The organism is Aquirufa antheringensis (genome assembly GCF_023921165.1).
GTDB lineage: Bacteria > Bacteroidota > Bacteroidia > Cytophagales > Spirosomataceae > Aquirufa > Aquirufa antheringensis.
On the sequence record NZ_CP049835.1, the window covers coordinates 1817815 to 1840457 of the forward strand.

Consider the following 22643-nt stretch of genomic DNA (forward strand, 5'->3'; position numbering starts at 1 on the left):
TGATTCCCTTTTTATCCTAGGACAAATCTGTCCCAGGAAATCGTGTATTATTTAAAAAATTAAGCAAATGAAAAATATTTTATTAGCACTCCTATGTGTAGGAGTATTTACGTCTAGTTCTTTCGGTCAAGGTTGTGTAGCGGTTCGTCATATGAGCTGCTCAGTGGGTACAGGTGCAAACTCGACTTCGATGATGCATCCAGGCCAATGGCAAGTTTCTTTAGGCTTTAGAAGTCTACATTCCTATAAACATTACGTAGGGGCAGATTACCAGCCTCAGCGTGAAGCGGCTGGGACGAATGTGATTAATGATTCCCAAAGTTTCGATTTAGGTGTAACCTATTCAGTAACAGATCGTCTTCTGTTAGCGGTTAACTTGCCGCTAAACTTTAATTACCGAACGTCACTTTATGAGCATTATGGGAATGCATTGACTGTAAATCCAGCTCAAAAGCGTTTTGGTACCATGGCGAATGGTATTGGAGATGCACGTCTGACGGCTTCTTACTGGGTATTGGATCCGTTGAAACATATGAAAGGGAACTTCTCGGTAGGTCTTGGTCTGAAATTGCCTACGGGTGATTCAAAAGCGATGGATAAATTCCATAGAAGAGCCAGTGATGGATCAGATTATACGATTGAAAAGCCAGTGGATCAGTCGATTCAATTAGGCGATGGCGGCATAGGAATTAACTTGGAGATTCAAGGATACCAGCAATTGTTTAGTCGTACGTCTCTTTACTATAATGGATTCTATATGTCGAATCCAAGGAATATGAATGATGCTGCGAATGTGGCTCCAGACAAAGTAGTGACAGATGAAATGGTTCGCTATATGTCAGTGGCAGATCAATATGCAGGTCGTGTAGGTTTGAATTATGCCTTGGCCCCCAAAGCAGGTATCGGCGCTACCCTGGGTGCTCGTATCGAAGGTGTTCCAGCGTACGATTTAATCAGTGGTTCTGATGGCTTCCGTCGTCCAGGTTATATCTTCTCGATCGAACCAGGAATCAGTTATTCCACAGCGAAGAATACTTTTTTTGTCTCAGTTCCAGTCGCCACTCAACGCAATCGTATAAAGAGCGCGAGCGATTGGGTGAATAATAAGCACGGGGATGCAGCCTTTGCAGACTATTTTATTTCAGCTACGGTTACACATCGTTTCTGATCATTGTCATTTTTTGATTTAACCCCCTTACATACTTTTATACTATGGTAACTATTAGCAAAACACGCCTCCAAGCCCTTGTTACGGCAGCTTGGTTAAACCGCGCGATGATCGCGGTGGTGTATATTTGGTTTGGATTTTTAAAAGTCTTAGGTACTTCTCCGGCAGAAGGATTAGTAACAAAGCTTTTCAATCTTACGTTAGAGCCCTTTATGGGCATTCAGACGTTCCTGTTGATTTTAGGCATAGGGGAGTGTGCGATCGGAATGTTATGGTTGTCTCCTCGTTTGACTAAAATTGCGTTTTGGGTGTTGATAGGGCATTTGTTTATGACATTTCTTCCCGTATTATTTTTAGTGGAAGAAACTTGGCAGTCCTTTTTTGCTTTGACGCTGACCGGTCAATACATTATCAAGAATGTTGTTTTGTTATCCGCGGCATGGTTTATTTATGTCTTTCGGGAGGAAGCGTAAGTGGATAAAAAAAGCCCCTGACTTGTCAGGGGCTTTTTACTTATAGACCTAAGATCTTTTTGTTGAACTCCTCATCTGCTCCAGTTCCGGCGAAATCATCGAAGACCTTTTCGGTTGCTTTGATGATGTGGCTCGCGATGAACGGCGCACCCTCCGTAGCTCCCTGAACCGGATCTTTGATGCAGCATTCCCATTCTAAAACGGCCCAACCGTCGTATCCGTATTGGGTTAATTTAGAGAAGATGCTTTTGAAATCGACTTGTCCGTCGCCCAAAGAACGGAAACGGCCAGCGCGGTTGATCCAAGATTGGTATCCACCGTACACTCCTTGTTTTCCCGTTGGATTAAACTCTGCGTCTTTTACGTGGAACATTTTGATGCGCTCGTGGTAGAAGTCGATGTATTGTTTGTAGTCCAAAGCCTGTAACACAAAGTGCGATGGATCGTACAATAAATTCGCGCGTTTATGCCCTTTTACTTCGTCTAAGAACATTTCGAAGGTTACGCCATCGTGTAAATCCTCTCCTGGGTGAATCTCGTAGCATAAATCTACTCCGCATTCATCGAAGGTATTTAAGATAGGTAACCAACGGCGACCTAATTCTTTGAAGCCTTGCTCTACTAAACCAGCTGGACGTTGTGGCCAAGGATAAACCGTGTGCCACATCAAAGCACCAGAGAAAGTAGCGTGCGCGTTTAAACCTAAGTTTTGGGACGCTTTAGCTGCGTATTTTAATTGTTGGATTGCCCATTCGGTGCGTGCTTTGGGATTTCCTTTCACGGAATCTGGAGCGAATGCATCGAAACCAAGGTCATAAGCTGGGTTAACCGCGACTAATTGACCTTGAAGGTGCGTAGATAATTCGGTGATTTGTAAGCCTTTGGCAGCTAACATTCCTACGATCTCATCGCAATAAGTCTTCGACTCAGCTGCTTTTTGTAAATCAATGCAACGGGAATCCCAAGACGGAATTTGCACCCCTTTGTAACCTAAAGAGGCTACCCAAGTTGTGATGCTGTCTAAGGTATTAAAAGGGGCTTCATCGCCCATAAATTGTGCCAAAAATATCGCTGGCCCTTGAATCGTTTTCATATGTTCTGATGGTTTAGATTTTCACCCATTGTTGAGAACGCGTTGAATCTAAGATGCGCTCGCAAATTAATAATTCGCGGTAACCGTCTGCGAAAGTAGGGTATTTTGGATTCTCTGGTTGTTTTCCAGCTTCTACAGCGGCGTATACTTCTTTGAATAATTGCTTCGATGTATCAGAGAAACCTTCGTTGTGTCCACCAGGGAAAGTCATTAAGGCACTTGCTTCAGGGTAGGCCAAAGAAGGATCACGCATCAACACCTGATTCGCTTGATCTCTATTACCGATCCACATTTCGTTAGGCGACTCCGAGTTAAACGCGAATGTCTTGTTCGAACCAGAAATTTCTAATTTCAATTGGTTCTTGCGACCCGCTGAAACTTGAGAAACAGTTACACAACCGCGGTTTCCATTGTCAAAACGTAATAAAACGTTCGCATGGTCCTCCGTATTGATGTGTACATCTGCATAGTCTTCTGGTTGCAACATTTTGCCTGAATACGTCTCTACTGGCTTCAAAGGCTTCTTACGCACTTTGTGAACCGTGTTGAAATCAGCCATTACTTCGACTGTTTTCAAACCTGTGATGTATTCGATGACGTCTAATAAGTGAGAACCGATATCGGCGATAGCGCGTGAATCACCAGATTTGTCCGGCTCTAAACGCCAGTTATAATCCGTATTGTAGAATAACCAATCTTGCAAATAGCTACCCATGATCGAATAGATTTCGCCTAAATCGCCTTTCTCACGCATCGTCTTCATTTGACGCACTAATGGATAGTAGCGAAGGTTGAAGTGAACCGCATTCACTAAGCCCGTTTTAGCTGCTAATGCAACTAATTCCTCAGCTTCGTGTAGGTCTTTTGCCAAAGGTTTCTCACACACCACGTGTTTCCCAGCTAACAAAGCTGCTTTCGACTGCGAATAGTGTAAGAAGTTAGGTGTACAAATGTGCACACACTGAATATCCTCTTGCTTTAATAGCTCTTCAAACGTATACCAACGGCCAATACCTAATTGCTTAGCTTTTGCTTCCGCTAATTCGATGGTCACTTCGCAAAGCGCAGCTACATCAATGTTAGGTAAACGGCGTAATGCCTCGATATGTGCGGGTCCGATAAAACCGGTTCCTACGATTCCAACTTTGATTTTAGTCATGGTTATTTTATAGTTCAAATTTTGTCCACTTGTTTGTATTGTCTTGGGCTGATCTCACGACATTTTCGATGAAAGCCATTCCCATGATTCCCTCGTCGATTCCTGGGAAATCGTACAAAGGATCCTGCGCTTTTCCTTCCCATCTTGCTCTTAATGCAAATGCAAAATTACGGTAGATGTTCGCAAAAGTTTCCACATAACCTTCAGGGTGTCCCGCTGGCTGACGTGTATGCGCATTCGCGGCAGGAGATAGCTGGCCTACGGCCGTACGAATAATCCGCGCTCCTTCGTCGCGCGTCCTAAACACCATCGTATTTGGCTCCATTTGGTGCCACGTAATCCCCGCCTTGCTTCCATAGATACGGAAGTTGAAGTCGTTCTCTTCGCCGTTGCAGATTTGCGAGCAATGTAAAATACCTTTGGCCCCATTATCATAATGGATCAAGATATTGCCATCGTCATCCAGCATTCTGCCCTCCACGAAGATCGTCAGATCCGCGCAAAGCTCCTTAATATGTAATCCAGTGATGTATTCGATCAAATTCTCGCAGTGCGTACCGATGTCGCCAATGGCACCTGCGGCACCACAACGCGCTGGATCTGTTCTCCAGGCTGCTTGTTTTTGGCCTGTAGCCTCTACTAGGTCGATTAACCAACCCTGTGGATATTCTACGATGATCTTGCGAATTTCGCCTAGTTGACCTGAGTCCACTAAATGTTTCGCCTCTTTCACCATCGGATAAGCTGTATAGTTATGGGTCAACGCAAAAATCAAGCCTGATTTCTCGATGATTTTCTTCAATTCTTTCGCTTCCGCCAGATTTAAAGTTGCTGGCTTATCGCAAACAACATGGAATCCATTCTCCAGCGCCATTTTAGCCGCTGGGAAGTGTACGTGATTAGGCGTTACGATGGAAACGAAATCCATGCGCTCACCTTCTGGCAATTCTTTTTCCTTCAAAATCATCTCCTCATACGAACCGTAAACGCGGTTTTCTGGAAGGTAAAGGGCTTCGCCAGTGGCTTTTGATTTTTCTGCGCTAGAACTGAATGCGCCGCAAACTAATTCGATTTCTCCGTCTAATTGGGAACCGCGACGGTGAACTGCACCGATGAAAGCCTCTTGACTTCCGCCGATCATTCCCATTCTGATTTTCCTACTTTGGCGTGATTTTGCCTGTGTAGCAGAACCTCCTTGAATCATAATTATTATAGATTTAGATATGTTACAAAAATAGAGCAAAATTTGGTTTTCTAGCCTCTAAATCGCTCTTTTTTTGAGATAATTGTAAAAATAATTGCCTCTAGATGCCATTATCCGAAAAACTTTTTGTTTTTTTGTTACGATTTTTCCAATGAAGAATTTAATTTTTTTAAGAATAACCAATCTAAACTATTTATCTAAACCCCAAACAATTATGAATCAAACGGTTAATGCCAATCGATTATTTTTGGCGTCATGTTTTGCACTCATCACCACTTCTATGGCCTTCGGGATTCGTGCAGGTGTTTTAACTCAGCTAGGAGTTAGTTTCCAATTGGATAACGAGCAATTAGGTTACGTAAACCAAATGGCTTTCCTAGGTTTCCCTATCGCGATGATTATCGGAGGACCTTTATACAATGTCTTGGGACCTAAAAAAATCATTTGGGTGGCGTTCTTTACGCACGTGATTGGTCTGATTATGACTATTTTCTCAGGTGGATTTTGGACTTTATTGTTATCTACATTCTTCGTAGGATTCGGTAATGGTACGGTAGAAGCTGCTTGTAACCCGATGATTTCGGATATGTTCGAAGGAAAGGACAAGACTAAAATGTTAAACCGTTTCCACATGTGGTTCCCAGGTGGTATCGTAATTGCGACCTTATTGTCTCAATTTATGACAGACAACAACATGGGCTGGCAATTGCAAATCGCAGCTATCTTGGTTCCAGCGGTTATTTATGCGTATTTATTCTATGGTCAAGCATTCCCAGTAGCGAAAGTAGAGGGTGGTGCTTCGACAGGTGAAAACTTCAAAGCGATGTTATCTCCTATTTACCTATTCATGTTAGCTTGTATGGCTTTAACAGCGATCTCGGAATTCGGTCCGGAGCAATGGATTGGGCCAATTATGGGTCAAGCAGGAGCTAGTCCAATGATCATTTTAGCTATCGTAACAGGTTTAATGGCCGTAGGTCGTTATTTCGCAGGTCCTATTGTTCACAAATTAGATGCTGGCGGCGTGTTATTAGTTTCAGCTATTTTAACCGCAGTAGGCGTTTACTTAATGAGTGGAGCTACAGGTAATATGGTCTACGTTTCAGCGATTATCTTCGCGCTAGGTGTATGCTATTTCTGGCCAACTATGATCGGTTATGTAGCAGAAAACATTCCATTGACGGGCGCTTTTGGTCTTTCGATTATGGGTGGTATGGGTATGTTTGCAACGTCCATCTTCCAACCTATCATCGGTTCTTGGTTAGATGCCAATACAGCTGAGGCTGCTAAGACAATGACAGGTGATGCAGTAGCATTAGCTGCAGGTCAAGCAACAATGGCGCAAATGGTGTTATTTCCAGCGATCTTAATCGTGGCTTTTGCAGGTCTTTATTTCTTCGGAAAGAAAGCATCTCACGCTTAGTCTAGAATTTTATTTAATTTAGGGGGCTCGAAAGGCCCCCTTTTTTTATGCGTTACCTGATCTTATTCTCTTTCTTGATTTTTGCGTGCAAGCCTAATTGGCGGATTGATCCTGCCAAAGTCAAGGAGGAATTGCAGGCCCAGGCAGCTCAAAATAGGGAGCGCAAGATAAAGGTAGAAACCCGTTTAGGGGACTTCGAACTTGAGTTAGATGATCGAACACCTTTGCATTCCGTGAACTTTATCCGCCTGGTGAAGATGGGTTATTTCAAAGACCGCTACTTCTACCGCAATGTGTATGAGATTGGTATACAGGGCGGAGGAGAGTATTTTGATCGCTTGAACTACTTGGTTCCGGCGGAGTATTTGGATGAGCTGCGACCTGTGCGCGGAAGCATTGCCATGGCGCGCTATGATGAAGGTAATCCACTTCAATCCTCGTCACCTACCGAGTTTTTCATTGTGACAGATTCCGAGCAAGCCAGTCGTTTTTATCGGAAATACGTGGTTTTTGGCAAAGTCACCAAAGGGATGGCAGTTGTTGATTCCATCAAAAAGGAGCGTTCTTACGATGAAAAGCCGGTTATTCCGGTGAAGTTTTCGATGTCTGTTTTGGACCCGAAATAAGACTTAAAATAAAGGCGATTGCCATTACAAGTAAGCAGCCTAATACGTTTAGCCAAAGAAAAGCCATCCACTCTACTTTCCAAGCATAGATCACGAAAGCCTCAGCGATGAGCGCGGCAATAAAAACCTGCGTCCCCGTCGTTTTAGGCAAATAAAAGGCACATAGGAATATGCCTAAAATGGTACCATAAAACCAAGAGCCTAGAATATTCACCACTTCTATCAGGCTTCCCATATTCACCGCAAAAGTCGCGACGACTAAACAAAGCACACCCCAGCCTAAGGTGATGAGTTTCGAAATCCACCAATAATGCTGATTTCCACGGTCAGGCGCGATAAATCGTTCATAAATATCGACCATCGAAGTAGAAGTCAAGGACCCAAAAGCAGAAGCCATCGAACCCATCGACGACAGCAATATCATCGCGATGAGGAAACCCACAATCCCGATGGGAAGTTGATTGATGATATAGTGCAAGAAAATGTAATTCGTGTCTTGGGCTTCTGTCTCTGGGTTTGCTGTTTTTAAAAGGGCTACGGCTTTCTCTTGAGTAGCCGCGGCTTGTTTATTTAGGTCATTCAACCGGGAATAATCCTTTTGTAGAATGGCTGATTTCTTAGCCTCGAAAATCGCTCCTTTCTCCTGATCAATGGCCTGATGTCCTGGAACTGTAGCCCAAACCGCTTCCGTATTCTTATTAAAGAACGTAGGAGGGGCATTAAATTGGTAATAGGTGAATACCAAAATACCCACTAACAAGATGAAGAACTGCATCGGAATCTTGAGGAAACCGTTCATTAAAAGGCCTTTTTTGATCTCACCAGCAGATACTCCAGAAAGATAACGGCCTACTTGACTTTGGTCCGTACCGAAATACGATAACTGTAAAAAGAAGCCACCTATGATCCCAGACCAAATATTGTAGCGATTATTCAAATCAAATTTCCAATCAATCAGATTCACTTTGCCCATCTTACCCGCAATCTGTAAAGACTCTTTTACGCCGATTTCGTCCGGAAGTTGCGCAACGATGTAAACCCCCACGAAAACCATTCCTACGAGGACAACAGCCATTTGTAACATCTGTGTATAGGAGATCGCTTTAGATCCGCCTAGCATACAATAAGCGGTTACGATAGCCGCTGTCACGGCATTGGTCCAGGTTAAATCCCATCCTAGTAAGGTGGAAAGAATGATAGAGGGAGCGGCTATAGTTACACCTGTCGATAAGGCACGCGGAATTAAGAAGAGGAGGGAGGTGAGCACCCGGGTTTTGGCATCAAAACGATTCTCTAAAAACTCGTAGGCGGTGTATACTTTAAGCGAAAAATAATGCGGAATGAAGGTCACCGACAGGATAATCATGGCGATGGGTAATCCTAAATAGAACTGCACGAAACGCATTCCATCGTGGTAAGCCTGGCCTGGAACGGATAAAAAGGTAATCGCAGAAGCCTGCGTGGCCATCACGGAAAGTAAAATATGGTACCAAGGAAGTTCCCGATCTGCTAACAGAAAACCCTGCAAGGAATGCTTCGTTTGCTTTCCTTTCCAGCTGCCATACGCCACAATTCCACCAATAGTAGCCAATAAAACGATCCAATCGAGTGCTTGCATAGCTACTTAAAAGTTTCAGTTAAATAAATGAATGTGGCAATAACCCCGACCAGGAAAGCCATTAAAGCGACATACCAACGACTGAATTTCATAACAGGTTTATTTTTGCCCAAAGTTAATCCAATATTTATATTTAAAAGCTTTTGAATTTTTAAAATTGCTGACTACCTTTGCACTCCAAATTCGCGGGTGTGGTGGAATTGGTAGACATACCAGACTTAGGATCTGGCGCCGCGAGGCATGGGGGTTCGAGTCCCTTCACCCGTACCAATGGCAAGCCCTCAACACCAAAAAGGTTTTGAGGGTTTTATTTTAAAGGCTAATTATAAATAAGAACAAATGAACATTTCACTTAACAAGGCAGGAGATTTAGAAGGTCGTTTGACTGTAGTGGTATCTCCAGCAGATTACGCGGAAAAAGTAGAGGCAAAATTGAAAGATTATCGCAAGAAAGCATCCATCAAAGGATTTCGTCCAGGTATGGTTCCAGCGGCTCTTGTGAAGAAATTATACGGTCAATCTGCTCTAGTAGACGAAATCAACCACATGTTAGGTCATGAAGTTTCAGATTATATTAAAGAAAACAAATTGAACCTAGTGGGAGAGCCTTTGCCAGCTGTAGAAGAGGCAGATGCGATCGACTGGGAAAAAGATACGGAATTTACGTTCCACTATGATTTAGGTTTCCACGGAGATTTTACGGTGGATTTGGCCAAAATCAAAGCTATCAACTCGTACGAAATCAAAGCAGACAAGAAAGAAATCGAAGAAACGATTGAAAACTTGAAGAAGCAATTTGGCGATCAAACTCATCCAGATACAGTAGAAGACCGTGATTTAGTATTCGGTACTTTCACTCAAGGTGACTGGGTAGAGAAATCAGCTATCCCAATGCACGCGATCAATGACAAATCGAAAAAGGTTTTCATCGGTGCTAAGAAAGACGATACCTTGAAATTTGCAATTGATAAAGTATTCGTAGATGCTAAGGCTTTAGCTTTAGCGACAGGAAAGAAAGAAGACGAAGTAGCTGATTTGAAAGGAGAGGTTTCATTCGTAGTGGAAGATATCACGCGTCAAGTTCCTTCGGAATTAAACGTAGCGTTTTTTGACAAAGTATTGGGTGCTGGAAAAGCGACAGATGAGAAATCATTCCGCGAGCAAGTAGAAACAATCGTGACGGAGAACTACAAGCGTGAGGCTGAATACTTATTGCGTATTGACGCGGAGAAAGCTATTTTAGACGCAGTTAAGATTGACTTACCAGAGAAATTCTTACGCACTTGGTTGATCCGTATCAACGAAGGCAAATTCACAGCAGAACAAATCGATCAAGATTTTGATAATGTGAAGAAAGATATGCGTTGGAACTTGATCAAGAATGACATCGCTGAGAAATTCGACGTGAAAGTTGAATATCCAGAGGTAGTTGAGAAAGCGAAAGATATGGTACGTGCACAGTTTGGCGGTTATTTATCGTCTAACGAGCCAGGTATCGAAGAAATGATTGAGAAAATCGCGATGGGTTACTTAAGCGATAAGTCGAAGTCAGATAACTTCATGAACTTATACAATCAAGCGTTCGCAGACAAAGTATCTGCTGCGATCGTAGCGAATGTTCCTCACAAAGTGACGAAAATCGACGTAGACAAGTTTAAAGAAATCGCTGCGGCGCTTTAATTTTAACATTGTCCTGCTATTTTTTGGAAGCCCCGCAAATTGCGGGGTTTTCTGTGAACAAAGGTTCTTATATTTGTGTTCTAGGTAGTATAAATTCTAAAAAAGTCTAAATTTGATTTTTAAACATTGAAATCTATGTATCCAAAGGAGTTATCATCAGAAGAGTTTCGTAAGTACGCGGTTCACCACAGAGGTTTGAACGGTCTTGCGGTTGATCAATATATGAATAACATCGGCAGTCGTCCGATGCACCAAATCGAAGATATGACACAATACATCATTGAGGAACGCCCAATGCGTTTTGCTCAAATCGATGTATTCTCTCGTCTAATCATGGACCGTATCATTTTTATGGGTGTTCCGGTGGATGATTATATGGCCAATATCATTGTGGCACAATTGTTATTTATGGAGTCTACGGATGCCAAAAAAGACATTGTGATGTACATCAATAGCCCAGGCGGATCTGTTTACGCTGGTTTAGGTATCTACGATACGATGAATTACATCCGTCCAGAAGTGGCGACGGTTTGTACTTCACTTGCTGCCTCCATGGGTGCCGTTTTATTAGCGGGTGGTGCAGCCGGAAAGCGTTCTGCTTTAGAGCATGCACGTGTGATGATTCACCAACCATCCGGTGGTGCGCAAGGTCAATCACGTGACATCGAAATCACCGCTCGTGAAATCGTTAAAATTCGCCAAGAATTATACGAAATTTTAGCGAAGCACTCAGGTAAATCATTCGAAGATATCGAACGTGATTCAGATCGCGATTATTGGATGAAAGCAGCAGAGGCGAAAGAATATGGTTTAATTGATGAGATTTTAACGAGAACTGTCTAGTGGCTAGTAAAAAAACGAGTTGTTCTTTCTGCGGTCGTCCTAAAAACGAGGTGGGTTTATTGCTTTCTGGTATCGATGGCCACATTTGTAATAATTGCTTAACGCAAGGTTATGAGGTGGTAAAAGAGGAAATGGGTGTAGCTGCTGCGGCGAAAGCAGGCACGAAACATTCGTTTGAATTAGTGAAGCCAAAGGATTTAAAAGAATACCTAGACGGTTACATCATCGGTCAAGAAGAGGCGAAGAAGCATTTATCGGTAGCGGTTTATAACCACTACAAGCGTTTGATGCAGGCTCCTTCGAATGACGAGGTGAAGATCGAAAAATCGAATATCTTGATGGTAGGGGAGACCGGTACGGGAAAAACGTATTTGGCTCGGACGCTAGCCCAAAAATTACAAGTTCCTTTCTGTATCGCCGATGCGACCGTGATAACGGAAGCGGGTTATGTGGGAGAGGACGTGGAAACGATTTTGACGCGTCTATTGCAAGCTGCAAACTATGACGTAGAGAAGGCCGAATGCGGTATCGTTTTCATCGACGAAATTGATAAAATTGCGCGTAAATCAGATAATCCGTCCATCACACGTGATGTTTCGGGTGAAGGAGTTCAGCAAGCGCTTTTGAAATTATTAGAAGGATCTATTGTGAATGTACCGCCGCAAGGGGGACGTAAGCATCCAGACCAAAAAATGATCGCCGTCAACACCGAGAATATCTTATTCATCTGTGGTGGTGCCTTTGATGGCATCGATCGCCACATCGCGAAGCGTTTGAACTCTCGCCCAATCGGTTTCTCTGGACATGATACTTTCCATGAATCGTTCGAGAAGGACCAGATCATGAAGTATGTGACAGCACAAGATTTAAAATCATTTGGTCTAATCCCAGAATTATTAGGTCGTCTTCCAGTGGTGACGTATTTAAATCCATTAGATACGACAGCCTTATTGTCGATCTTGACGGAGCCTAAAAATGCACTTGTGAAGCAATACGAGAAGCTTTTCGAGATGGAAGGCGTTAAATTATCCTTCCAGCCTGATGCGCTGGTGTATATGGTAGAACAAGCGATGCAATATAAATTAGGTGCTCGTGGTTTGCGTTCCATTATGGAGGCGGTAATGACCGATGCGATGTATGAAATTCCTTCGCAGACTGAAATGAAGACCTTTGAGGTGGATTTGAATTATGCGAAATCGAAGTTCGAAAGAACGGTATTCCATCAAATGAAAGTGGTCGCTTAATATGCTAGCTACTCAGCTTGTATTTTTGCATGGTTTTGGAGAAGATGAACGGGTGTGGGCAGACTTTTTGCCTTTCCACACCTGGCCATTTCCCACTATTTGTCCTGCGTATGCAGAATGGACTGATTGCGCCACTTTAGCAGATTATGCGCGAAAAATAGTTGCTCAATTGCCTTCAGAGGCCAATTTTATCCTGGTCGGTCATTCGATGGGCGGCTACATTGCCTTAGAAATAGCGTCTCAATTTCCGGATCGTGTGAAGCAAGTGGTGATGCTACATTCCACTTTTTTGGCAGACACAGAGGAAAAGAAAATCAACCGAGATAGAACAGCTGATTTGCTCGAAAAAAAGGGTACGGCGTTTTTTATCGGGCCGTTCTTGCCTAATTTATTTGCTACCGTATCTCAGGAGCTGATAGCTACTTTAGCAGAGAGGTACCGAACTTTGCCCGCAGCCGGCTTAATTGCAGCTACCAAAGCGATGAGGGATCGAAGCGATTTTACGACTTTTGTTCAAACGTCCAATATCCCCTTTCTATTTATCTTAGGAGAGCAAGACGCTTTGATTTCTCCGGAGTCCATTACTCGTTTTGTAAAGAAATCGGTTGTAATTTTGCCAAACGTAGGCCATCAAGGAACCTACGAAGCGCCAAAAGCTGTTGCTAAGGCCATTAACCAATTTGTGCATGTCTGATATTATTATCGCCTTAGATGGCTTTTCTTCTTGTGGAAAAAGTACAACAGCCCGTCACGTGGCAGCGGCTTTACATTATGCTTTCTTAGATACCGGAGCGATGTACCGCGCGGTAGCGCTGTATTTTCACCGTCAACAAGTGAATACAGCAGATTTGCAAGCTGTGAAAGAAGCGTTAGCACATGTCGAGATAACATTTGAATTCAATCCTTCGAAGCAGGCTTCAGATACGATTTTGAATGGGGAGAATGTAGAGGCAGAGATTCGCAAAATGTACATTTCAGATTTAGTGAGCCAAGTGGCCGCTATTCCTGAGGTTCGTCATGCGATGGTGGCTCAACAGCAACGGATGGGAGAGAAGAAAGCTATCGTGATGGATGGTCGTGACATAGGAACGGTCGTTTTTCCTCAAGCTGAATTAAAGATATTTATGACGGCTGAGCCGCACATTCGCGCTCAACGCCGCAAATTAGAGCTTTTGCAAAAAGGCGAAGATCTTCCTTTAGAAGAAATTGTTGAAAACTTGCGCAAGCGGGATGAGATTGATTCGAATCGCAGCGAAGGCCCTTTGAAGCGTGCGGCTGATGCCATCGATTTAGATACCTCTTACCGTACGATGGATGAGCAAGTGGAATTTGTATTAGATCACGTTCGTCGCGTGCAAGGTGAAAAGCGCTAATCCTTACATCATTGTAGGCCAGGGTTTAGCTGGCACCATTTTAGCCCACCATTTTTTGGAGGCAGGAATACCCTTTAAAATTTGGGATTCGCCTTCGACTCACTTTACTTCTTCTCAAGCAGCGGGTGGAATTTTTAACCCGGTAACGGGCCGAAAATTAGAACAGACTTGGCTGGCGGATGAATTATTTCCCTATCTATTTGACTATTACCCGCGCTTAGAGGCGATTTTAGGAACGCGGTTCTTTTTTCCAATGCCGCTTTTCCGTCCCTTTGCCAATGAGGAAATGAAGAGCTGGTTAGTGGAGAGAAAAGAACAGATACATCATTCGTATTTGCGTTGGGAGTCAAACGGTGTTTGGGTGGAACAGGCAGGCTGGGTAGATGTCGTAACTCTGTTACGCGTTTCTCGCGCCTATTTTGCATCGAAGGGATTGCTCGTAGAGTCAGAATACACCGGAAGTCAGGCGATTTTTTGTGAGGGATTTCACGGTCAGCAAAATCCACTTTGGTCTAGTTTGCCTTTCTTGCCGGCTAAAGGCGAGTTGATGGAGATTCGAAGCGATGTGCCATCTGAGGACTATATTTTGAACAAGAATGGATTTATTGTGCCGTTAGGTTCTCGGCATTTTAAGGTGGGGGCGACCTATGGTTGGAAAGAGTTTACGAACGAGACGACTCCGGAGGCCTTGGAAGAATTAACGAAGAAGTTAGCCTTAATGGGCGTAGGGGATTTTGAATTGGTTCAGCAAAAAACGGGAATTAGGCCCGCCACTCAGGATCGCAGGCCTTTTGTGGGATTTCATTCGGAGAAGGAAGCGGGAATATTTAACGGATTTGGATCAAAAGGGGTTTCTTTGATGCCTTATTTTGCCAAACAATGGACCGATGAAATCCTCGGAAAATCAACTGTTCATCCGGAAGTATCAATTCGTCGATTTTATCATTTATTTTCCGTTTAAATCTGTAAATTTGGTTTTAAAGTCTCTTGACCCAATGCGCAATTTTACCTCTTTTATCGCGGTAGTGTTTGTCTTACTCTTTAGCAGTATACAGCTCAAAGCACAAGGGGCGCAATGGATTTCTGAAAATCACCGGATTCAATACCAAAAATTTGCTTGGAAGTTCGTAGGAAGCTCTAATTTCGAGGTCTATTATCTTGATAAAAATGAGGCGTTGGCTAAATCTACTTTGGCCTATTTAGAAGCTGATTTTGTGCGTGTCACCGAGTTGATTTCCTATTCCCCGGTGCAAAAAATCAAAGTATTTATGTATCCCAATCACGAAACGTGGTTGCAGAGTAATGGCGGCATTTCCTTAGTGAATGTACAAGACGTAGAAAAGGAGAATTTAGCGAATTTTCGAATTGAAATTGCTTTTAAAGATAATTTAGGAGCTTTTAAGCAAGAGTTAACGAAGCAAGTAGCGCGTATTTATTTACATGATTTATTGTTTGGAGGCTCCGTCAAAGATGTGTTGCAAAATTCGCTACTTCTAACGGTTTCGGACTGGTACGTGCTCGGAATGGCTGCTTACATTGCGGCAGGGGATTCCCCAGAAATGCGTCGTTTTACCTATCAAATCATTTCTGAAAATAAGATTCGCAAACTTCCGTTAGCAAAAGGAAAAGAAGCGGAGCTACTGGGTCAATCGATATGGTCCTACATAGCGTCTACTTACGGAAAACAGGCGATAGGCAATATTTTAAATTTGACGCGGATCATTCGAAATGAGCAATCCAGCGTTTCTAGTACGATTCGAAAGCCTTTTTCGAAGTTTTTAAAAGAGTGGTTTGATTATTACTTGAATGATGCGAAACAACTAGAGGTTAATTCGCAGAAGGTATTTGCTTGGGAAGAATACCAAGGAAAAACCACTTTAATGAACTCCTATCGCGTGAGTCCAGATGGCAAATACGAAGTTTGGGTGAGTGATGACGCAGGTCGCTACAGTGTCTATTTACATCCTATTGGGTCGACTAAAACCCAGGTTATTTTGCAATCTGGCTTGAAAGAGGTGGATCGCCATTCCGATGGCAAGGGGCCTCTACTGTCTTGGTATGGTGCCAATTCCTTAGCTGTCTTGTTTGCTGATCAAGGCTATACGTGGCTAAAGAATTTCAGCTTAGATAAAGCGGGAAAAGTGAGAGGGGAGGACAAAAAGAAGATTGCGAACTTGTCTTATTTGGAGGTAAAAATGTCCTCGAACGGGGCTAAAATGTTAGTCCGGGTGTTAGATAAGGGTCAAGTAGACGTAGGGATTTATGATTTGAAGCGCAATCGGTTGAATCCAGTGACGAAGGATGCTTTTGATGAAACGGAAGCACATTGGCTACCTGATAACCGAATTTTGTATTTAACGGATCGGTATGTGGACTCATTGCCAGCGCCCGCGGCTCCATTTACGTCCGCTTTTGTCTGGAGTCCTGAGGAGCCTGAGAATCCATCCCGTTTGTTTTCAACCTCTGGAAAGCTCTCTAATTTTCAATTTCGATCGGACTCTGTGGCCTATTTTTTACAAGCCCAAAGCAATGGGAATCGACTTATCCGTTTCCAATGGCGGGATACCACCTTTCAGCAAATGGCTGTTCGTTCAGTGGCTTGGGAAAATTTCGAATTAACTCCCACGGGAATTTTTAGTAAGGAAAGAGTGATTTTGACGGATAAAATTGCACGCTATGCTTGGACTTCGATAGATGAATTGACTAATTCTACCTGGATTCCTACGGTCTTGGATCCGGTCGCAATGGCTGCTGTGGATCAAGTAGTTTCAGAGACAACGGATGTAGCTAAAAAATCAAGAAGAGCTCGACTAGAGCGCCAGCAAAGTATTCGCTTAAAAAGAGAGCCAGGTAAGCTCATTGGACCTTTGGACTATGAAAGTTCATTCGTCATGAATGGCTCAGAGGGTCAATTTAAGTCAGACCCCATTAGGGGAATCGGCTATGGATATGAAGTGAAAGCAAATGACTTAGTGGAGAATCATTTATTTAAGGCAGGGGCTTTTTTGACGGCAAATTTACGGAATACGGATATCTGGGGGGAGTATAGCTATTTAGCCAATAAACTGGATTGGAACTTTCGATATGACCGGAAGGTGTTAGGCCAAGATACGGAAACGGCATCACAAAAGATTCGATTTAATCGATTTGCCTTGACCGCGACCTATCCGTTCAATCTATTGAGTCGTTTGTCTGTTACGGGGATGTATTCTACGAACCGCTCATTTTCTCAATTTTCCTTGACTAATCCTGAGGATTATTCAGGTTATGCGGGGACATTAATCAATTATGTTTTCGATTCCACGGTTCCAATGGGTGAAAACCTGCGTACGGGTATGCGGATTAGTCTTTCAGCGGAAGGGCATAAAGAGGTGATTAACTCGGGTGATTTTGTACGTTTAGGGGTGGATGCACGGTACTACAAGAAATTGTCTAATTCCTTTTATGTAGCCACTCGTTTTTCTGCATCCCATCAATTAGGGTCTAAAACGCAAGCTACGATGTTAGGCGGGTTGGAGAATTGGTTGTTTAATCAACAAGAAGCTAGAACACAGGAATCCCCTTTAGGATTAGCCAATTTAGCCCAAAGAGATGTGTTTATGAGTCATTTTGCGGCTCCTTTACGTGGATTTGCCTTAAACAAATTAAGTGGAAACAGTCATTTACTCTTGAATGTGGAGTTAAGGATGCCGGTAAATTCGTTGATGTCGATCGAATCTTCGTCGATTCTAAACTCCGTTCAATTGGTAGGTTTCACAGATGTGGGGACTGCTTGGTCTGGATCGAGTCCCTTCGCGAAAACGAATGGATTTAATACAAATGTCTATGGTGGAAATACGAACCCTTTCCAAGCTACGGTGACGGATTACCGGAATCCATTCTTAATGGGATACGGTTTGGGCGCGCGTGCTACCATTTTCGGTTATTTTGTAAAATTTGACTATGCCTTTGGTATAGAAAATAAGGAGGTGAAATCCCCCGCTACTTACTTAACGTTGGGTTACGATTTTTAGATGAAAAAACACCTGATTTGCTTTCTGCTCCTTTTGCCTTCTTTTCTTTATTCCCAAAGTCTGAGCGTCTCCAATCTCCCCATCGTCCGGTTTAACACGAATACGCGTGTCATACAGGATGAGCCTAAAATCCCCGTTCAGATGGAGATTTTTGATAAGGGGCCTGGCCAATTAAATCAAGTATCTTCTACGCCCACTATCTCCACGGTGGCCGGGGTGGAATTCCGAGGATCTACCTCGCAAGCAGATTTCTACTTCCTGCCGGGTTTAGTAAAAAAGCCTTATGGTATTGAATTGTGGACAGACTCTACAGGTGTTAAATCAAAGAGATTGTCGCTTGTTCAGATGCCTGAGGAATCGGATTGGGTGCTAAATGCTTCTTATAATGACCGCTCCTTTATGCGTGATTTCATCGCTCAAAGTTTGGCGGGCCGTATTGGATTATTGCATAGCAAAGTCAAATTTGTCGAACTCATCATCAACGATGAGTACCGTGGCGTGTACGTCCTTATGGAGAAAGTGAAGCAAGGTAAAAATCGAGTACCCATCTCGGATTTATATCCCACTGAAAATGCAGGGGATGATGTGACTGGAGGCTATTTGCTTAAAATTGATAAAAGTAGCGGCTCTCCATCTTCCTCTTGGAAAAGCAATTATACCTCAGGTATTACCGCTACCCAAAAATGTGAATTTCAAATCGAATATCCCCAGTATGGCATTATTACTCAACAGCAATTGGTTTACATTCGTGATTATATCAATAATTGGGAAAAGAAATTGATGACAGAGGATATGAACGACCCGAAGGCGAGTTTCCGGGACTATATGGATGTTTCCTCCTTCGTGAATTACTTCATTCTAAACGAGGTGACTAGAAATGTTGATGGTTATCGTTTGAGTACGTATCTGTACAAGGACAAAGAATCTTTGGGTGGAAAGATCAAGATGGGGCCCGCCTGGGATTTTAATATCGCTTTAGGTAATGCGGATTATCTAGAAGGTTGGAAGACAGATGGTTTTGTGTACAAGGCAATGGAGAATGATGGGGGCAAAAACGATTATTGGCAAGTGCCTTTTTGGTGGAATAAATTAATGCAGGATGCGAGTTTTCGTAAAGCCTTAGCAACGCGTTGGAAGGCGGTTCGATCTAGCTTTTTGAATACGAACACCCTTTTTGCTACCATTGATTCGGCGCAAATTGCATTGAAGGATCCATTGACGAGAAATTTCCAAAAATACCCCTTAATGGGTAAAAAAATCTGGCCTAATTATTATGTAGGAGCTAGCCTGAGCGATGAAGTGAATTGGTTGAAAAACTGGATTCAGGGACGCTTGGTTTGGTTAGATGCCCAAATGGCCGTCTTCGATAGCCCTATTTTGGCTGTGCGCGAAGAAGATGCCTCAGCCATCGTGTATCCCAATCCGTCCACTTCTGGACTATTTCAATGGAAATTCAGTTTAGATAAACCATCACTTGTGACCTATTTTATCTCTGATGCGATGGGTCGTATGATTTTGTCCCCTAAAAACGCTAATTTTGGGTCAGGAGAGCAGATTCAATCGCTTGATTTGTCTATGTTTCCTGCCGGAACTTACCTACTCTCCTGGAAGATGGAGGATGGGCTCGTTCAGCAAATCAAAATTTTACGTTAATGTCACCTATACTAACCCAATTTCAACGTACCCGTTTTGCTGCGTCTTCTTTAGCGATGGCGAATGGCGATTCGCGTAATGAGGTGTTAGCTAGTTTAGCTGAGCTGATTCGGGTGAATATGGCTAAAATTTTGAAAGAAAATCAACAGGATGTTGCGCGAATAGCGACTGATCATCCCATGCGTGATCGCCTCCTGTTGACCCAAGAGCGATTAGGTGCTTTAGCTGACAGTGTTATTTCTGTGATGCAATTGCCAGATCCAGCGGGACAGGTCTTATCGAAAAAAACGCTTCCGAATGGCTTGGAATTGTCTAAAATTACCGTTCCACTGGGAGTGGTAGGGGTAATCTTTGAATCGCGACCTAATGTGACGATTGATGTAGCAGCGCTGTGTATTCGCTCTGGAAATGCCGTCGTTTTACGAGGTGGTTCAGATGCCTTTCATACGAATACCATTTTAGTTCAGATGATTCACCGAGCACTCGAAAAGCATGGATTTTCAACAGATTTGGTCTATTTGATGCCAACCGATCGTGCGCATGTGACGACTCTATTGACCGCGGTTAAATTTATTGATGTCATTATCCCACGAGGTTCAGAGGCCTTGATTCAGCGGGTTCGCAAAGAATCTTTAGTGCCTACGATTGAAACAGGCGCTGGCGTTTGCCATACCTATGTAGCTGCCTCGGCTGAACTATCAATGGCTGTTAACATTGTGGTGAATGCCAAAGTTTCACGCCCCTCAGTCTGTAATTCATTAGACACCATCGTATTGCATCAGTCGATAGCGGCGGAATTTCTTCGCTTAGTGGCAGTGCCTTTGCAGAACTATTCGGTGAAAATATATGCTGATAACGTAGCTTTCGAAACCTTAGCGCAGGTTTCCTATCCCTTCTTGGAAAGAGCAACGGAATCGGATTTCGGCCGGGAGTTTTTGGATTTTGCTTGCTCGATTAAAGTGGTCAGAGATTTGCCTGAGGCTCTTGCACATATTACGAACTACTCTTCTCGACATTCAGAAGCGATCGTATCAAGTGATGAGATAGAAGCGAAGTTTTTCCTATCAACCGTGGATGCGGCAGCCGTTTATTGGAATGCCTCTACGCGTTTTACGGATGGAGGAGAGTTTGGTTTAGGTGCTGAAATTGGTATTTCTACCCAAAAACTTCATGCCCGAGGCCCCTTCGCCTTAGAGAAACTAGTGACAGAGAAATGGATTGGAATTGGTCAAGGCCAAATTCGTTAAAATTCATGATCCAAGCCCATTCGTTGTTTCATCTCGACTAGAATCGGATGCTTTTGGGATAAGAAATCGTATTTGTCGGATTGCGTATAAATCATCTTTTTGTCTGAAACGTCCCCTGCTATCAGGTCTAAACTGATATCGATGGTATCATTCTTCAGTTTCTCGCGTAAAGTGCCTAACAACTCCAGTTTCAGCGAGTCATTAAACTGCTGCATTTGAACCTCGCCTTCTACCTTGATATGAATAATGGAATCGACAAGACTAATCTCGCGGTTCATCATGACATATTTATTGATGAAATTACCCTGTTTGAAACCTTGTGCGATTTGAGTCCAAACGAAATGAAGTTCTTCAAAAGTGAAGGGCTCATTTTGAACTTTTCCCTGCGCAATGACTTCAGCCGCATGTTCGGCTTGACTAGTGCTGACTACTTTCTTTGCACTGCGTAATCCGTGACTGGTGGGTCTAGGAGGGGTTTCAGCTTGCGCTTCCTGTGTGACCATAACGGCCACAGGCGCTGCATCAGGAGCTTCCTCAGGAGCTGCCGAAACCGGAGGTGTATTCGTAACCGCAACCGAAGGTATATTCGCAACCGAAGGTGTATTCACAATCGGCGCCGAAACCGCAGCCGGAGCCGGTGCTGCCGCTATCGGTTTACTTTCAGACTTTTTTCCGGCGCCACCCTCCACCGCAGGTTGAGATGCGGTAGGTTGGTAAACCGACGGCAAATAGTTGATTTTCAATAATGTCAATTCCACGTGTAAACGCGCGTTCTTCGCTGCTTTGTAATGAATCTCGCATTGGGAGCAAAGGTTCATGGCAGATAATAAGAAGGAGGCAGATGTTTTCGCGGACTGCGCTTGGAATTTCGCCCGATTCTCTTCGCTTAATTCCATTAAGGCAAGCGTCTTCGGATCTTTAGCAAATAACAAATTACGGAAATGCTCGGACAGGCCGGCGATAAATTGCTGACCATCAAAACCCTTGCGCATAATCTCATCTAATAAAACAAGTGCGTCCGTGTGGTTTTGATTCACGAAGAAATCCGTTAATTGGAAGTAATAATCGCTATCCAGAATGTGTAAGTTTTCCAGTACATCCGCATGTCTCAGCGCATTGTCCGTGGAGAAGGTCACATTTAAGTCAAACATCGACAGGGCATCGCGAAGACCGCCATCCGCTTTGATGGAAATCAATTCTAAAGCCGCTGGTTCCGCCGTAATTCCTTCTTTTTCCGCGATGGAAGAAAGGTGTGAGGCCATATCTTTCCATTGAATGCGGTTGAAGTCAAAGATTTGGCAACGCGATAGAATCGTAGGCAAAATCTTGTGTTTTTCCGTCGTCGCTAGAATAAAAATGGCGTAGGAAGGTGGCTCTTCTAAGGTTTTTAAAAAAGCATTAAAGGCCGCAGCTGAAAGCATGTGAACCTCATCAATAATGTAGATTTTGTATTTGCCGTTTTGCGGAGGATAGCGAACTTGATCGATCAGGTTCCGAATATCCTCTACGGAGTTATTCGAAGCGGCATCTAATTCGTGAATCGTTAATGAAGTATTTTCTTGAAAAGAATGGCAAGAAGTACATTTACCACACGCTTCCCCATCTGTACCTAAATCCTGGCAATTGATGGTCTTCGCTAAAATACGCGCACAAGTCGTTTTACCTACTCCTCTCGGACCACAAAATAGGAATGCCTGTGCTAAGTGATTAGACTTGATGGCATTTTTAAGGGTGGTGGTAATGTGACTTTGGCCTACTACTGAATCGAATAGAGTAGGGCGGTATTTACGCGCTGAAACGATAAAATTTTCCATGATCAAATTTAC

The 22643-nt window shown here is 43.4% G+C and carries 18 protein-coding genes and 1 tRNA gene; 14 read left to right on the forward strand and 5 right to left on the reverse strand.

Features of this window, described 5'->3' with window-relative positions; genetic code table 11:
• Positions 1–67 precede the first annotated feature (67 nt).
• Together G9X63_RS08210 and G9X63_RS08215 are read left to right on the forward strand one after the other, a co-directional pair.
• Positions 68–1168, forward strand: coding sequence for a hypothetical protein (locus tag G9X63_RS08210; RefSeq protein ID WP_252622406.1), 1101 nt, complete (start codon positions 68–70; stop codon positions 1166–1168).
• Between the two features lie 44 nt (positions 1169–1212).
• Positions 1213–1641, forward strand: coding sequence for a hypothetical protein (locus tag G9X63_RS08215; RefSeq protein ID WP_130923592.1), 429 nt, complete (start codon positions 1213–1215; stop codon positions 1639–1641).
• 40 nt (positions 1642–1681) lie between these two features.
• On the opposite strand, the gene G9X63_RS08220 is transcribed toward G9X63_RS08215, so the two are convergent.
• Genes G9X63_RS08220 through G9X63_RS08230 form a run of 3 tightly spaced genes read right to left on the reverse strand, consistent with a single transcriptional unit; the run spans position 1682 to position 5040 of the window.
• Entirely contained in the window at positions 1682–2734 is a 1053-nt protein-coding gene (locus tag G9X63_RS08220) for a sugar phosphate isomerase/epimerase family protein (protein ID WP_130896138.1), read from the reverse strand.
• A gap of 13 nt (positions 2735–2747) precedes the next feature.
• Positions 2748–3893 (reverse strand): Gfo/Idh/MocA family protein, encoded by a 1146-nt coding sequence (locus G9X63_RS08225; RefSeq protein ID WP_130896139.1) that lies wholly within the window; start codon positions 3891–3893, stop codon positions 2748–2750.
• Positions 3894–3900: 7 nt separating this feature from the next.
• Positions 3901–5040, reverse strand: coding sequence for a Gfo/Idh/MocA family protein (locus G9X63_RS08230; protein WP_130896507.1), 1140 nt, complete (start codon positions 5038–5040; stop codon positions 3901–3903).
• Between the two features lie 271 nt (positions 5041–5311).
• Between G9X63_RS08230 and G9X63_RS08235 the strand changes: the two genes are divergently transcribed.
• Positions 5312–6520 (forward strand): MFS transporter, encoded by a 1209-nt coding sequence (locus G9X63_RS08235; protein ID WP_252622408.1) that lies wholly within the window; start codon positions 5312–5314, stop codon positions 6518–6520.
• A gap of 47 nt (positions 6521–6567) precedes the next feature.
• Positions 6568–7146: a peptidylprolyl isomerase gene (locus G9X63_RS08240; protein WP_252622410.1), complete on the forward strand. Its 579-nt coding sequence runs from the start codon at positions 6568–6570 to the stop codon at positions 7144–7146.
• Here G9X63_RS08240 and G9X63_RS08245 read toward each other — a convergent pair.
• The gene (locus tag G9X63_RS08245) at positions 7103–8764 is read right to left on the reverse strand and encodes a sodium:solute symporter family protein (protein WP_252622411.1); all 1662 of its coding nucleotides are present in this window, start codon (positions 8762–8764) and stop codon (positions 7103–7105) included. The two genes, G9X63_RS08240 and G9X63_RS08245, sit on opposite strands and share 44 nt — an antisense overlap.
• A 185-nt stretch (positions 8765–8949) precedes the next feature.
• Here G9X63_RS08245 and G9X63_RS08250 point away from each other — a divergent pair.
• The 10 genes from G9X63_RS08250 (at position 8950) to G9X63_RS08295 (ending at position 20817) form a co-directional block, all read left to right on the forward strand.
• Positions 8950–9034, forward strand: a tRNA-Leu gene (locus G9X63_RS08250).
• 69 nt (positions 9035–9103) lie between these two features.
• Complete coding sequence (locus tag G9X63_RS08255; RefSeq protein ID WP_252622412.1) at positions 9104–10444, forward strand: trigger factor; 1341 nt, start codon at positions 9104–9106, stop codon at positions 10442–10444.
• A 135-nt stretch (positions 10445–10579) separates the two neighbouring features.
• Positions 10580–11287, forward strand: coding sequence for a ClpP family protease (locus G9X63_RS08260; RefSeq protein WP_130896144.1), 708 nt, complete (start codon positions 10580–10582; stop codon positions 11285–11287).
• Positions 11287–12531: an ATP-dependent Clp protease ATP-binding subunit ClpX gene (gene clpX, locus G9X63_RS08265; RefSeq protein WP_252622413.1), complete on the forward strand. Its 1245-nt coding sequence runs from the start codon at positions 11287–11289 to the stop codon at positions 12529–12531. Before G9X63_RS08260 ends, clpX begins: the two co-directional genes overlap by 1 nt.
• Before the next feature lies 1 nt (position 12532).
• Positions 12533–13225 carry an alpha/beta fold hydrolase gene (locus G9X63_RS08270; RefSeq protein ID WP_252622414.1) on the forward strand — a complete coding sequence of 231 codons (693 nt, stop codon included), beginning with the start codon at positions 12533–12535 and terminating at the stop codon, positions 13223–13225.
• Positions 13218–13904: a (d)CMP kinase gene (gene cmk, locus G9X63_RS08275; RefSeq protein WP_252622415.1), complete on the forward strand. Its 687-nt coding sequence runs from the start codon at positions 13218–13220 to the stop codon at positions 13902–13904. The genes G9X63_RS08270 and cmk overlap by 8 nt, the downstream gene beginning before the upstream one ends.
• On the forward strand, positions 13891–14865 hold the full coding sequence (locus tag G9X63_RS08280; protein ID WP_252622416.1) for an NAD(P)/FAD-dependent oxidoreductase: 975 nt from the start codon (positions 13891–13893) through the stop codon (positions 14863–14865). Before cmk ends, G9X63_RS08280 begins: the two co-directional genes overlap by 14 nt.
• Positions 14866–14899: 34 nt before the next feature.
• Complete coding sequence (locus tag G9X63_RS08285) at positions 14900–17917, forward strand: BamA/TamA family outer membrane protein (RefSeq protein WP_252622418.1); 3018 nt, start codon at positions 14900–14902, stop codon at positions 17915–17917.
• On the forward strand, positions 17918–19570 hold the full coding sequence (locus tag G9X63_RS08290) for a CotH kinase family protein (RefSeq protein ID WP_252622420.1): 1653 nt from the start codon (positions 17918–17920) through the stop codon (positions 19568–19570).
• Positions 19570–20817, forward strand: a complete 1248-nt coding sequence (locus tag G9X63_RS08295; RefSeq protein WP_252622422.1) for a glutamate-5-semialdehyde dehydrogenase — start codon at positions 19570–19572, stop codon at positions 20815–20817. The genes G9X63_RS08290 and G9X63_RS08295 overlap by 1 nt, the downstream gene beginning before the upstream one ends.
• On the opposite strand, the gene G9X63_RS08300 is transcribed toward G9X63_RS08295, so the two are convergent.
• The gene (locus G9X63_RS08300) at positions 20814–22631 is read right to left on the reverse strand and encodes a DNA polymerase III subunit gamma/tau (protein WP_252622424.1); all 1818 of its coding nucleotides are present in this window, start codon (positions 22629–22631) and stop codon (positions 20814–20816) included. The genes G9X63_RS08295 and G9X63_RS08300 overlap by 4 nt on opposite strands.
• Between the last annotated feature and the right edge of the window lie 12 nt (positions 22632–22643).